The sequence below is a fragment of the Aeromonas sp. QDB39 genome, from assembly GCF_027707585.1.
Classification (GTDB): Bacteria; Pseudomonadota; Gammaproteobacteria; order Enterobacterales; family Aeromonadaceae; genus Aeromonas; species Aeromonas hydrophila.
Genome location: NZ_JAPCIV010000005.1, coordinates 135,282 through 148,022, shown reverse-complemented (window position 1 = coordinate 148,022; position 12,741 = coordinate 135,282). Strand labels below are relative to the sequence as shown.

12 protein-coding genes are annotated in these 12,741 nt (G+C 64.8%); 9 read left to right on the top strand and 3 right to left on the bottom strand.

The window, feature by feature from the left end; translation table 11 throughout:
* Positions 1 to 86: 86 nt before the first annotated feature.
* The 5 genes from PG899_RS04635 to bacA all read left to right on the top strand — a co-directional run bounded on the left by PG899_RS04635 (position 87) and on the right by bacA (position 5,638).
* Complete coding sequence (locus PG899_RS04635) at positions 87 to 1,136, top strand: UDP-glucose--hexose-1-phosphate uridylyltransferase (RefSeq protein WP_113994468.1); 1,050 nt, start codon at positions 87 to 89, stop codon at positions 1,134 to 1,136.
* Positions 1,137 to 1,239: 103 nt separating this feature from the next.
* A complete protein-coding gene (galK, locus tag PG899_RS04630) occupies positions 1,240 to 2,388 on the top strand; it encodes a galactokinase (protein ID WP_113994467.1) in 1,149 nt (382 codons plus the stop codon).
* Positions 2,389 to 2,452: 64 nt separating this feature from the next.
* Positions 2,453 to 3,445, top strand: coding sequence for a galactose-1-epimerase (galM, locus tag PG899_RS04625; RefSeq protein WP_162498610.1), 993 nt, complete (start codon positions 2,453 to 2,455; stop codon positions 3,443 to 3,445).
* A 174-nt stretch (positions 3,446 to 3,619) separates the two neighbouring features.
* On the top strand, positions 3,620 to 4,630 hold the full coding sequence (locus PG899_RS04620) for an aldo/keto reductase (RefSeq protein WP_113994465.1): 1,011 nt from the start codon (positions 3,620 to 3,622) through the stop codon (positions 4,628 to 4,630).
* A gap of 192 nt (positions 4,631 to 4,822) precedes the next feature.
* Positions 4,823 to 5,638 (top strand): undecaprenyl-diphosphate phosphatase, encoded by an 816-nt coding sequence (bacA, locus tag PG899_RS04615; RefSeq protein WP_016352313.1) that lies wholly within the window; start codon positions 4,823 to 4,825, stop codon positions 5,636 to 5,638.
* Between the two features lie 61 nt (positions 5,639 to 5,699).
* Here bacA and PG899_RS04610 read toward each other — a convergent pair whose 3' ends face one another.
* The 3 genes from PG899_RS04610 to PG899_RS04600 form a co-directional block, all read right to left on the bottom strand.
* Positions 5,700 to 6,365 carry a ChrR family anti-sigma-E factor gene (locus tag PG899_RS04610; RefSeq protein WP_113994464.1) on the bottom strand — a complete coding sequence of 222 codons (666 nt, stop codon included), beginning with the start codon at positions 6,363 to 6,365 and terminating at the stop codon, positions 5,700 to 5,702.
* Positions 6,358 to 6,927 carry a sigma-70 family RNA polymerase sigma factor gene (locus PG899_RS04605; protein WP_016352315.1) on the bottom strand — a complete coding sequence of 190 codons (570 nt, stop codon included), beginning with the start codon at positions 6,925 to 6,927 and terminating at the stop codon, positions 6,358 to 6,360. Before PG899_RS04605 ends, PG899_RS04610 begins: the two co-directional genes overlap by 8 nt.
* A gap of 132 nt (positions 6,928 to 7,059) precedes the next feature.
* Positions 7,060 to 7,626: an LON peptidase substrate-binding domain-containing protein gene (locus PG899_RS04600; RefSeq protein ID WP_060390805.1), complete on the bottom strand. Its 567-nt coding sequence runs from the start codon at positions 7,624 to 7,626 to the stop codon at positions 7,060 to 7,062.
* A gap of 313 nt (positions 7,627 to 7,939) precedes the next feature.
* Here PG899_RS04600 and argS point away from each other — a divergent pair, with 313 nt between their 5' ends.
* From argS to hslU, 4 genes are all read left to right on the top strand, one after another.
* A complete protein-coding gene (argS, locus tag PG899_RS04595) occupies positions 7,940 to 9,685 on the top strand; it encodes an arginine--tRNA ligase (RefSeq protein ID WP_113994462.1) in 1,746 nt (581 codons plus the stop codon).
* A 3-nt stretch (positions 9,686 to 9,688) separates the two neighbouring features.
* A complete protein-coding gene (locus tag PG899_RS04590) occupies positions 9,689 to 10,537 on the top strand; it encodes an SPOR domain-containing protein (RefSeq protein ID WP_113994461.1) in 849 nt (282 codons plus the stop codon).
* Positions 10,538 to 10,724: 187 nt separating this feature from the next.
* A complete protein-coding gene (gene hslV, locus PG899_RS04585) occupies positions 10,725 to 11,258 on the top strand; it encodes an ATP-dependent protease subunit HslV (RefSeq protein WP_005340772.1) in 534 nt (177 codons plus the stop codon).
* A 95-nt stretch (positions 11,259 to 11,353) separates the two neighbouring features.
* Entirely contained in the window at positions 11,354 to 12,682 is a 1,329-nt protein-coding gene (gene hslU / locus PG899_RS04580; RefSeq protein ID WP_010676031.1) for an HslU--HslV peptidase ATPase subunit, read from the top strand.
* Positions 12,683 to 12,741: the final 59 nt, after the last annotated feature.

Here is a 12,741-nt window from a genome sequence, read left to right as displayed (position 1 = left end):
CCGTCGCGGGAGAGGGGCCACAGATGAGAGGCGCACCCGCCCTCATCACTGCCCGTAATTCCTTTTATTGAGCTTGAGGAGTGATGATGTTCAACCCGGTTGATCACCCCCACCGTCGTTTCAACCCGCTGACCGGCCAATACGTGCTGGTCTCCCCTCACAGGGCCAAGCGCCCCTGGCAGGGCCAGGTCGAGAAGGTGAGCCTGGCGCCGAGCCAGGCCCATGACCCAGACTGCTTCCTCTGTGCCGGCAACAAGCGCGTCACCGGCGACCAGAACCCCGACTACCGGGACACCTTCGTTTTTACCAACGACTTCGCCGCCCTGATGCAGGACACCCCGGCCGCCAGTGGCCAGCAGGATCCCCTGCTCAAGCTGGAAGCCGCCCGTGGCACCAGCCGGGTCATCTGCTTCTCGCCGGATCACGGCAAGACCCTGCCCGAGCTGCCCCTGCCTGCCATCGAGCAGGTGATCACCACCTGGATGGAGCAGGTGGCCGAGCTGTCGACCCACTGGGAATGGGTGCAGGTGTTTGAAAACAAGGGCGCCGTCATGGGCTGCTCCAACCCTCATCCCCACGGTCAGCTGTGGGGCAGCGACTTCCTGCCCAATGAGATTGCCCGCGAAGAGCAGCACCAGCGCGACTGGCTGGCGGAGCACGGCCGCCCGCTGCTGGTCGACTACGTGGAACGGGAGCTGCAGGATCGCTCCCGCATCGTGGTGGAGACCGCCCACTGGCTGGCGGTAGTTCCCTTCTGGGCGGCCTGGCCGTTCGAGACCCTGCTGCTGCCCAAGCGCCACGTTCCCTCTCTGCTCGACCTCACCCCCGAGCTGCAGCAGGATCTGGCCATCGCGCTCAAGGAGCTCACCAGTCGCTACGACAACCTGTTCGAGTGCAGCTTCCCCTACTCCATGGGCTGGCACTTTGCCCCGCCCCGCTCCGACTGCCCAGAGGCGTGGCAACTGCACGCCCACTTCTATCCGCCGCTGCTGCGCTCCGCCACGGTGCGCAAATTCATGGTGGGCTTCGAGATGCTGGCCGAGACCCAGCGTGATCTCACTCCCGAGCAAGCCGCCGAACGGCTACGTGCCCTGTCCCCGATTCATTACAACCAGGCTGACGGGGAGAAGCGATGAGACCCAGTCAATGTGTTCCGACTTCGGAACAAGCCGCAGAACGGCTGCGGGCGCTTTCCCCCATTCATTACAACCAGACCAATCAGGCCAACGAGGAGGCCCTATGACCCCGAGCCAGCGCGTCAGCGCCGTGTTTGCCGAGCAGTTTGAGCAACAACCCGACCTGCTGGTGCGAGCCCCCGGCCGCGTCAACCTCATCGGCGAGCACACCGACTACAACGACGGCTTCGTGCTGCCCTGCGCCATCGACTACGAGACCTGCGTCGCCATCGGCCTGCGCGATGACAGCCTGGTACACGTGATCGCCGCCGACTACGGCAACCAGCGCGACCTGTTCGATCTCGACCAGCCCATCGGCCACCATGCCGACCAGCGCTGGAGCGATTACATCCGCGGCGTGGTGAAGTACCTGCAGGAGCGAGGCTATCCGCTGCGCGGCCTCAATCTGGTGGTCTCCGGCAACGTGCCGCAGGGGGCCGGCCTCTCCTCTTCCGCCTCGCTGGAGGTGGCCATCGGCCAGGCCTTCAAGGAGGCGCTGGGGCTCGCCATCACGCAAGCCGAAATTGCCCTCAACGGCCAGCAGGCGGAGAACCAGTTCGTCGGCTGCAACTGCGGCATCATGGACCAGATGATCTCCGCCAGCGGCAAACAGGATCACGCCCTGCTGCTCGACTGCCGCTCGCTGGAAACCCGGCTCATCCCCATGCCCACCGATCTGGCGGTGCTGATCGTCAACTCCAACGTGCGCCGCGGCCTGGTGGACAGCGAATACAACACCCGCCGCCAGCAGTGCGAAGCCGCCGCCCGTCACTACGGGGTCAAGGCGCTGCGCGATCTGGATCTGGCGGCGCTGGAAGCGGGCAAGGCCGGGCTGGATGAGGTCTGTTACCGCCGTGCCCGTCACGTGGTGGGCGACAACAGCCGCACCCTGGCCGCCGCCGACGCGCTGGCGCAAGGGGATCTGGTGCGCCTCGGCGAGCTGATGGCCGACTCCCACGCCGCCATGCGCGATGACTTCGAAATTACCGTGCCCGCCATCGACGGTCTGGTGGAGATCATCAAGGCCAGGATCGGCACCGAGGGCGGCGTGCGGATGACCGGCGGCGGCTTCGGTGGCTGCGTGGTCTCCCTGCTGCACCCCGACAAGGTGGCCGAGGTGATCGCCGCGGTCGATGCCGAGTACCCGGCCCGCTTCGGCCTCAAGGCCGACAGCTACGTCTGCCGCGCCAGCGCAGGGGCCGGAAAACTATGAGCCCATTGATGATGCAGGCCGGCAGCAACGTCTGCCGGATCGGCAACACAGGTGCAGGCAGACTATGAGCGATGCCATGATCCCGTTCGAGCTGGAAAACGAGGAGGGGCTGCGCCTGCGCGGCCTCGATTTCGGCGCCACCCTCACCTCCCTCACCCTGCCGGTGGCGGGCGGGCGCCGCGAAGTGCTGCTGGGCTGCGCCGATGAGGCCTACCCCGCTCAGCAGGTGTGGCTGGGGGCAGTGGCGGGGCGCTTTGCCAACCGCATCGGCGGCGCCGAGCTGCTGCGCGACGGCCAGCGCTGGCCGCTGGATGCCAACCAGTCACCCCACTGCCTGCACGGCGGACGGGCGGGGTTTCATCGCCAGCACTGGCAGCTCAAGGAGCGGGAGGCGGACCGGGTCAGGCTGACCCTGCTCTCCCGGGCGGGGGATCAGGGCTTTCCCGGCAACCTGCGGGTCACGCTGGAGTACCGGCTGGAGCAGTGCGATCTGGTGGTGGACTTCGTCGCCAGCACGGATGCCGCCACCCCGGTCAGCCTCACCAGCCACACCTACTTCAATCTCGATGACAACCCGGACGGCAGCGATGTGCGCGACCACCTCATCCGCCTTAATGCCGACCGTTTCCTGCCGACCGACCCGAGCGGGCTGCCGCTCGCGCTCGCACCGGTGGAGGGGTCGTTCGATCTGCGCCGTGAGCGCCTTATCGGACAAGATTGGCTGAGCCACCCTCAGCTGCAACAGGCCAAGGGGTATGATCACGCCTTCGTGCTCAACGGGCCGAGCGCCGAGTGGGCGGCGCGGGTGGTCTCGGGGGATCGCCAGCTGGCGATGGAGGTCTACACCAACCAGCCCTCGCTGCAGTTCTACACCGGCAACTGGCTGGCCAATACGCCGGCGCGAGGCGGCCGACTCCATCAGGATCACGCCGGCTTCTGTCTGGAGGCCCAGCAGTTGCCGGACAGTCCCAACCGGCCCGAGCTGGGGGATCCCTGGCTGTTGCCGGGGCAGACCTATCGCCACCAGACCCGTTATCGCTTTATCGCCGCCGGCTGACCCCAGCGGCCTGCGCTGACCACCCCAGGCGCGGTCGGGGCGGCATCACCACTTTGCGGCACTCTGGCTACACGCTGGCCCCGTGCGCTCTGCTCCACGCCGACATGGCGGATGAAGAGGGCGCGGGGTCACCCGTCACATCCGCTCGCACACAAGTCCACGCAAGGAGTCGTTATGGATGATCACTACCTCGCCGCCCCCGACCGCTATCAGCGCCAGCCCTATCGACCCGCCGGTCGCCACGGCCTGCGTCTGCCCGGCATCGGTCTCGGCCTCTGGCACAACTTCGGCGCCGAGTGCGATCCCGCCACCGCGAAAGCCATGGTGCACCAGGCGTTCGATCTGGGCATCACCCACTTCGATCTAGCCAACAACTACGGGCCGCCGCCGGGGTCGGCCGAGATCACCTTCGGCAAGCTGCTCAAGGGTAGCCTGGCTCCCTATCGGGACGAGCTCATCATCGCCAGCAAAGCGGGATACATCATGTGGGATGGCCCCTACGGCGACGGCGGCAGCGCCAAATACCTGTTTGCCAGCCTGCACCAGAGCCTGCGCCGGCTCGGCCTCGACTACGTGGACATCTTCTATCACCACAGGCCGGATCCGCGCACCCCGCTGGAGGAGACCTGTCAGGCGCTGGCCCTGATGGTACGTCAGGGCAAGGCGCTCTACGTCGGCCTCTCCAACTACCCGGCCCCACTCGCCGCGCAAGCCGCCGCCCGGCTGGCGGAGCTGGGCACCCCCTGTCTGGTCAATCAGCTCAAATACTCCCTGTTCCAGCGCGATATTGAAGCCGAAACCCTGCCGGCCTGCCGCGAACACGGCATGGGGGTGGTCGCCTTCTCCCCGCTGGCCGGCGGGCTGCTGAGCGATCGCTACCTGGCCGGCATTCCAGCGGATTCGCGCGCCGCCAGTGCCAGCCCCTTCCTCAAGCCCGAGCAGATCACCGCCGGGAAGCTGGCCACCATCCGGGCCCTGCATACGCTGGCGCAGCAGCGGGGCCAACCGCTGTCGCAACTGGCGCTGCAGTGGGTGCTGCGCGACTCTGTGGTGAGCTGCGCCCTGATCGGTGCCAGCAGCCCGCAGCAGATTGTCAGTGCTGTAGAAGCCCAGGCCCAGCCCCCGCTGGATGCGGCGCTGCTGCAGCAAATCGAGGGGATCCTGGCCAGCCAGGGCACCGCCTGATCGGGGCCGATGCCGACAGCGAACAAATCTGACCCGAACGAAAACCCATGGCCCCGCCGTCGATCCCGCCGGCGGGGCCTGGCACCGACACAATATTCACTGGTTGCCCGCCCGATTTTCCTCCATCATTGGTCGCCCCTGGCTCGGCTCGGGGCCGACTTCATCCGGACCAATAATCAAGAGATCTGAAACATGACAGAGTCTTACGCCCTGTTTGTCGCCTTCGTGCTGGGCATAGTGGAGGGCCTGACCGAGTTCCTCCCCGTCTCCTCCACCGGCCACATGATCATCGTCGGCCACCTGCTTGGCTTCGACGGCCCCAAGGCTGCCACCTTCGAAGTGGTGATCCAGATGGGCTCCATCCTGGCGGTGGTCGCCGTGTTCTGGCGCCGCCTGTTTGGCCTGATCGGCATCCACTTCGGCCAGAAACCGGCGCAGGGACACGCCACCCTCTCGCTGGTGCACATCATCCTCGGCATGCTGCCCGCCGTGATCATCGGCCTCGCCATCCACAGCTGGATCAAGGCTAATCTGTTCGGCCCACAGACCGTGATGTACGCCCTGGTGGCCGGCGGCATCCTGCTGATCATCGCCGAGAAGTTCCGCCCGGCGGTGCGTTCCGAAACCCTGGACGACATCAGCTACAAGCAGGCGCTCGGCATCGGTCTGTTCCAGTGCCTGGCGCTCTGGCCCGGTTTCTCCCGCTCCGGTGCCACCATCAGCGGCGGCATGCTGATGGGGATCAGCCGTCAGGCGGCGGCCGAGTTCTCCTTCATCCTGGCGGTGCCCATGATGGTGGCGGCCAGCGGGCTGGATCTCTACAAGAGCCGGGATCTGCTCTCCATGGCCGACTTCCCCATGTTCGCGGTGGGCTTCATCACCGCCTTCGTGGTGGCCATGATCGCCATCAAGACCTTCCTGGCGTTGATCCGTCGCCTCGACTTCATCCCGTTCGCCATCTACCGCTTCGTGGTGGCCTTCGCCGTCTATCTGGTGTTCGTCGCCTGATCCGGCCGCAACACCATGCAAAAGGGGACCTCGAGGGTCCCTTTTTTATTGCCGCCATGGCTCAGTAGAGGCGATGGCTGATGCCGTTGAGCAGCCGCGACAGCCCCTTGGTGAACTGCACCGGCGCATCCTGCACCGTGTAGCAGAGGCAGCCGTCCGGGGTGTGCGGACTGTGGGCGTGGCTGGCATCGCGCCAGATGAAGTCCCCGGCCTGATAGCGGGTGTCGCCATCTTCGATGGTGCCTGCCAGCAGCAGGGTCAGCTCGTAACCCTTGTGGGTGTGCTCCGGGATACGGCCGCCCGCCTCTATGTGCAGCAGGCTGGCGCGGGCCCCCTGTTCGTCGAGCGGCAGGCTCACCTGCCGGATGGCGCCGATGTGGCGCCAGCTGGGAGCGTGATGTCGGGCCAGCACCCGTGGCAACCGGTACGACTGGCCCGCCACCTGCAGTTCGGGCTGGACCGCCGCCGATTGACTCAACGCGGCGGCACTGGCCACCGGCTGCTGCAGGATGCCGGCCAGCATGGCATCGAACGCCGCCGGCAAGGGCCCGCACTCTTCGGCCGGCGCCAGATATTGCCGGGCCAGCTCCTCTTCGCAGGCCCTCAGCCGGGCCGCGCAATCGGGACAGAGCTCGCAGTGAGCGGAAACGCCGACGGCCAGCGGCAGGGGCAATTCGTCGGCGGCAAAGGCGCGCAACATGGCCTGAACGGGATGGGCTTTAATCATGGCCTTGCTCCACTTGTTCCTTCAATTTTTGTAATGCCAGTCTGAGGCGGGATTTGATGGTGCCGAGCGGCACGCCGAGCCGGTCCGCCAGCTCCTGCTGGGAGAGCTCCTGCAGGTAGATGCCGCGCACCACCTGCTGCTGCGGTTCCGGCAGGGTGCCGACGTAATGGGCCATCTGGCGGGTCAGCACGGCGTCTTCGCCGCCGCTCAGGTGCTCCTCTTCCGCCCTGAACTCCAGCATGGGCCACAGCTCTTCGGCACAGAGTTCTTCTTTGCTGGCGCGGCGTCGGCGCAGCATGTCGAAGCCCTGATTGCGCATCACGGTGTAGATCCAGGTAGTGGCAGCCCCCTTGTCGGGATGATAGAGCCGGGCCTTCTGCCACACCAGCAGCATGGTTTCCTGTACCAGCTCCATGGCGTTGGCCTCGCTGCCAAGGTGGCGCAGCCCGTAGCTGCGGATACGCGGGGCAAAGTGCTGGAACAGGGTGGCGAAGGCGGCCTTGTCGCCATGCTCGGCCACCCGCACCAGCAGGGATTTCAGATCGCCGGCGGGGTCATCCATGGGGGGCGATATCCTGTGCGGAGTCGATTGTGATTGGCCAGTATATGCCATGGCGCCGTACCTTGAAGAGGGTGATGAGTGCCAATACGTGCGCCGCGGCAAAAGGATCACCGGCACCGTATCAAAGAGGGCTCAATGGCTGGCGACCAGCAACCCGCTCAGCAGGGAGAGCGCCGGCTGATTGTCTTCCGCCGCCACCAGCCACTGCTTCTGCTCCACCGGGATCGGCAGCACCTCCAGCCAGCGCTGGGCCACCCAGCTGGCATCGCCCCAGTCGGGGTTGCGATAGAGGGCCGCGTATTCCGGGTAGTCTTCGAACACCTCCTGCAGCGCCTTGGCCAGCGAGTGCTGGTCGGCATTGAGCCGGCCGGTGCGCCAGGGGGGCAATTGCTCCACCTCCCCGATCCGCAAGCCGTCTGCCTCCTGCCACAGATCGGTGATCCTGACCCGCTCCATGCCGAGCACCGTGATGCCGAGCAGGCCGTCCGGCAGTTGATCGAAGTCGACGATCCGCACCCGGGTGGCGATGGGGTACATGTTGCGCAGCGCATCGGGCTGGCGGGGATCCAGCATGCAGAGGGCGAAGCCCTGATCTCCCGCCTGGGCGATCATGCGCTGGTATCTGGGCTCGAAGATGCGCAGCGGCATGATGCCGCCGGGCAGCAGATGGGCCGAGAGGGGAAACAGCGCCAGTTTCATCGACAGATTCCTCGGTAAAAGGTCCCTGTTGATACGACCGTGCCGACGGGGCAGATCATTCAGAACGAGTTGGAATAAAAAACCCCTTAACAATCAGGGGAAAATAGCCTGGACAAGCCGCTTCGATATGCAGTAGAAATGGATAAGCACCACAATTTCCGTCCAATATTCTGGATTACGGTGCCAAATGCAGTGAAATATCCGCCCATCCAACTCCGGCGGGCCGTCCCTATAGTTTTCTCGGGCCGATGCGGGTAAAATTCACGCCCTTATATATCAGTCATTTTTCGACGCGCAACCTTGGTGGTCAGTTATGAAAGAGCATATTCATCATCTACTTGAACAAACGGTAGCCAATCTGAAGTCAGCGGGCGTCCTGCCGGCGGACCTGGAAGCCCGCGTGCAAGTAGACCGATGCAAGGAGAAGGCTCACGGCGACCTGGCCACCAACCTGGCCATGCTGCTGGCCAAACCGGCCCGCAAGAACCCCCGTGAGCTGGCCGCTGCCATCATCGAGCACCTGCCCGCCTCCGATCTGATCGCCAAGGTCGAGATCGCCGGCCCCGGCTTCATCAACTTCTTCTTCGACCCGAGCTGGCTGGCCGGTCAGGTGGAGGCCATGGTCGCCTCTGCCAACGCCAACGTGAAGCTGCCGGCGCCGCAGACCGTGGTGGTGGACTACTCCGCCCCCAACGTGGCCAAGGAGATGGCGGTACACCACATCCGTTCCACCGTACTCGGTGACGTGGCCGCCCGTGCGCTGGAGTTCCTCGGCCACAAGGTGGTGCGTGCCAACCACATCGGCGACTGGGGTACCCAGTTCGGCATGCTGATCGCCTATCTGGAGAAGATGGCCAACGAGCACGCCTCCGACATGGAACTGCGCGATCTGGAAGCCTTCTACACCCAGGCCAAGCGCCACTACGACGAAGACGAAGCCTTCGCCGAGCGCGCGCGCAACTACGTGGTCAAGCTGCAGGGCGGCGATGAGTACTGCCGCACCATGTGGAAGAAGCTGGTCGACATGACCATGGAGCAGAACCAGCGCAACTACGACCGCCTGAATGTCTCCCTGACCAACAAGGACATCATGGGCGAGTCCATGTACAACGACATGCTGCCGGAGATCGTCGCCGATCTGAAAGCACGCGGTCTGGCGGTCGAGAGCGAAGGCGCCACCGTCGTCTTCCTGGACGAGTACAAGAACAAGGATGGCGAGCCCATGGGCGTCATCATCCAGAAGAGCGATGGCGGCTTCCTCTACACCACCACCGACATCGCCTGTGCCAAATACCGTTACGAAACCCTGGGCGCCGACCGGGTGATGTACTTCATCGACTCCCGTCAGCACCAGCACCTGATGCAGGCCTGGACCATCACCCGCAAGGCGGGCTATGTGCCGGAATCCGTACCGCTCGAGCACCACGCCTTCGGCATGATGCTGGGCAAGGACGGCCGTCCTTACAAGACCCGTTCCGGCGGTACCGTCAAGCTGGTCGACCTGCTGAACGAAGCGGAAGAGCGCGCCAGCGCCCTGCTGGAGAGCCGCAACAGCGACCTCTCTGCCGAAGAGAAGGCCCAGGTGGTGCACGCCATCGCCATGGGCGCGGTCAAGTATGCGGATCTCTCCAAGAACCGCACCACCGACTACATCTTCGACTGGGATCTGATGCTGTCGTTTGAAGGCAACACCGCCCCCTACCTGCAATACGCCTACACCCGCATCCAGTCCATCTTCCGCAAGGCCGGCGTCGATGCCGACACCCTGAGCGGCAAGGTGGTCCTGAGCGAAGACGCCGAAGAGACACTGGCCCAGAAGCTGATCCAGTTCTCCGACGCGGTCAACGGCGTGGCGGACAAGGGGATGCCGCACCTGATCTGTACCTATCTGTACGAGCTCTCCGGCAACTTCATGACCTTCTACGAAGCCTGCCCGATCAATAAGGACGGCGTGGACGAGGCGACCCGCCAGAGCCGTCTGCTGCTGTGCGCCGCCACCGCCAAGGTGCTCAAGCTGGGCCTGGGCGTGCTGGGCATCCACACCCTGGAGCGCATGTAATAGATGGCGACCCGGGATTACGTCGGCAACAGCCCGAGACGACGGGCGGGTGGCCGTAACATCAAGAAAGCGGCCCCTCGCCGCTTTCCTGTTATCCCGGCACTGCTGGCCGGGGCCCTGGTCGTCGGTTTCGGCGGCTTCCTCTACCTCATCAACGGCAAGGGCGCCGATGCCCCCACCATCGAAGAGCAGGTGAAGGCCAACAAACCCAAGGCACAGGGCAATACCCTGCCCCAGGAGAAGTGGAGCTACATCGAGCGGCTGGAGAACAAGCAGGTGGACATCATAGAGCCGCCGCCCCAGCCGGGCGTGCTGCCGCCCCCGCCCGCCGAGACCATGACCCTGCAACCGGAGGCACTGCCCAAGCCGGTCGCGACCGACATCCCCCAGCCGGGAACCCCCATCGGTCAGGTGAAGCCCTATCAGCCGCAACCGGTGCAACCGGCCAAGCCGGCCACCGGCGCCCCGGTCGCCAGCGCCCGGGAGCAGGTGATCGACCAGAAGGCCGAGCGTGAGCGGATGGAGCGGGAGATCCGCGCCGAACTGGAGCGGGAGCGGGCCGAGGCCGCCAGGGCCAAGGCGGCGACCCAGACTGCACAGACCGCAGCCGCCGACGGCGGTCGCTACATGATGCAGTGTGCCGCCCTGCGCTCCCAGGATTCCGCGGAATCCCTCAAGGCGCGCATCGCCTTCACCGCCGGGCTCTCCTCCAGCCTGCAGGTGGTGAACGGGGCCGGTGGCGCCGTCTACAAGGTGATGGTGGGCCCCTTCAACGGCAAGGCGGCGGCCGACGCGGCCAACCGCAAGCTGCAGGGCTCGGGCATCAGCGGCTGCATCCCCAAGAAGGGGTGAATCGCCGCGTCCATGCACAGGGCCGGGTGGCAACACCCGGCCCTGTTTCTTTTGGCGCCATCCCGCGCCCACCCGATCCCTCCCCCGCGATCCGTGCTCGGCACAGGCTTGAAAAGCCGTTTTGCCATCCCCATCTTTTCCTCCATGCACAGTCAGGCCGTCATTCGGCTCAAGCGAGGTAAGTAAAGTGACTACCATAGTTTCAGTTCGCCGCAACGGTCAGGTCGTCATCGGTGGCGATGGCCAGGTTTCTCTTGGCAACACCGTCATGAAGGGCAACGCCCGCAAGGTTCATCGCCTCTACAACGGCAAGGTACTGGCTGGTTTCGCCGGCGGCACCGCCGACGCCTTCACCCTGCTCGAGCGCTTCGAAGCCAAACTGCAGGCCCATCAGGGCAACCTGGAGCGCGCCGCCGTGGCGCTGGCCAAGGACTGGCGCACCGATCGCGCCCTGCGCCGCCTCGAAGCCCTGCTGGCCGTCGCCGACGAGCACAAATCCTTCATCATCACCGGCAACGGTGACGTGGTGCAGCCGGAGCACGATCTCATCGCCATCGGCAGCGGCGGCAACTTTGCCCAGTCCGCCGCCATCGCCCTGCTGGAGAACACCGAGCTGGATGCCAGGACCATCGTCGAGAAGTCCCTCAAGATTGCGGGCGACATCTGCGTCTTCACCAACGGCAACCACACCATCGAAGTGCTGGATTATTCAGCTAAATAAGTCGGCGAAATAGGGCCGCCAAAAAAGGCCGCCTTGCCAGACACCCCATTTTCCAAGGGGTGGGCCCTGCCCGCCCCGGATACAGGAACGCCACCATGTCCGAGATGACCCCGAGAGAAATCGTCCACGAGCTGGACAGACACATCATTGGTCAGGCCGACGCCAAGCGCGCGGTCGCCGTCGCCCTGCGCAACCGCTGGCGCCGGATGCAGCTCTCCGAGGAGATGCGCCACGAGGTGACCCCGAAGAACATCCTGATGATCGGCCCGACCGGCGTCGGCAAGACCGAAATCGCCCGTCGCCTGGCCAAGCTGGCCAACGCCCCCTTCATCAAGGTGGAAGCGACCAAGTTCACCGAAGTGGGCTATGTGGGCAAGGAAGTGGACAGCATCATCCGCGATCTGACCGATGTCGCCATCAAGCTGGTGCGCGAGACCGAGATGGAGAAGATGAAATACCGCGCCGAGGAAGCCGCAGAAGAGCGCATCCTCGACGCCCTGCTGCCCAACCCGCGCAACAGCTGGGGCGAGGAAGAGAAAGCCGACAACTCCAACACCCGCCAGATCTTCCGCAAGAAACTGCGGGAAGGTCAGCTGGATGACAAGGAGATCGAGCTGGATCTGGCCGCCTCCCCCATGGGTGTCGAAATCATGACCCCGCCGGGCATGGAAGAGATGGCCAACCAGTTGCAGGGGCTGTTCCAGAACCTGGGCCAGAACCAGAAGAAGAAGCGCAAGATCAAGGTCAAGGAGGCCATGAAGGCGCTGATCGAAGAGGAAGCGGCCCGCCTGGTCAACCCGGAAGAGCTGAAGCAGAAGGCCATCGCCTCCGTCGAAAACAATGGCATCGTCTTCCTCGACGAGATCGACAAGATCTGCAAGCGCGGCGAGAGCTCGGGCCCGGACGTTTCCCGTGAAGGGGTGCAGCGCGACCTGCTGCCGCTGGTCGAGGGCTGCACCGTCAACACCAAGCACGGCATGGTCAAGACCGATCACATCCTGTTTGTCGCCTCCGGTGCCTTCCAGATCGCCAAGCCGTCCGACCTCATCCCCGAGCTGCAGGGCCGTCTGCCGATCCGGGTCGAGCTGACCGCCCTGACCACCGAAGACTTCGAGCGCATCCTGACCGAGCCGAACGCCTCCCTGACCGATCAGTACAAGGCGCTGATGGCCACCGAAGGGGTCAACATCGAGTTCACCCAGGATGGCATCCGCCGTCTGGCCGAAGCGGCCTGGCAGGTCAACGAGCGCACCGAGAACATCGGCGCCCGTCGTCTGCACACCGTGATGGAGCGGCTGATGGAAGACATCTCCTATGACGCCTCCGAGAAATCCGGCGAGACCTTCGTCATCAACACCGACTACGTCAACGCCCACCTCGGCAAGCTGATTGAAGACGAGGATCTGAGCCGCTTCATTCTGTAACCGGTTGATCGATAACGAGGAGCTGAGCGGTTTACTATCCTGCTCAACCCCATAGCAAG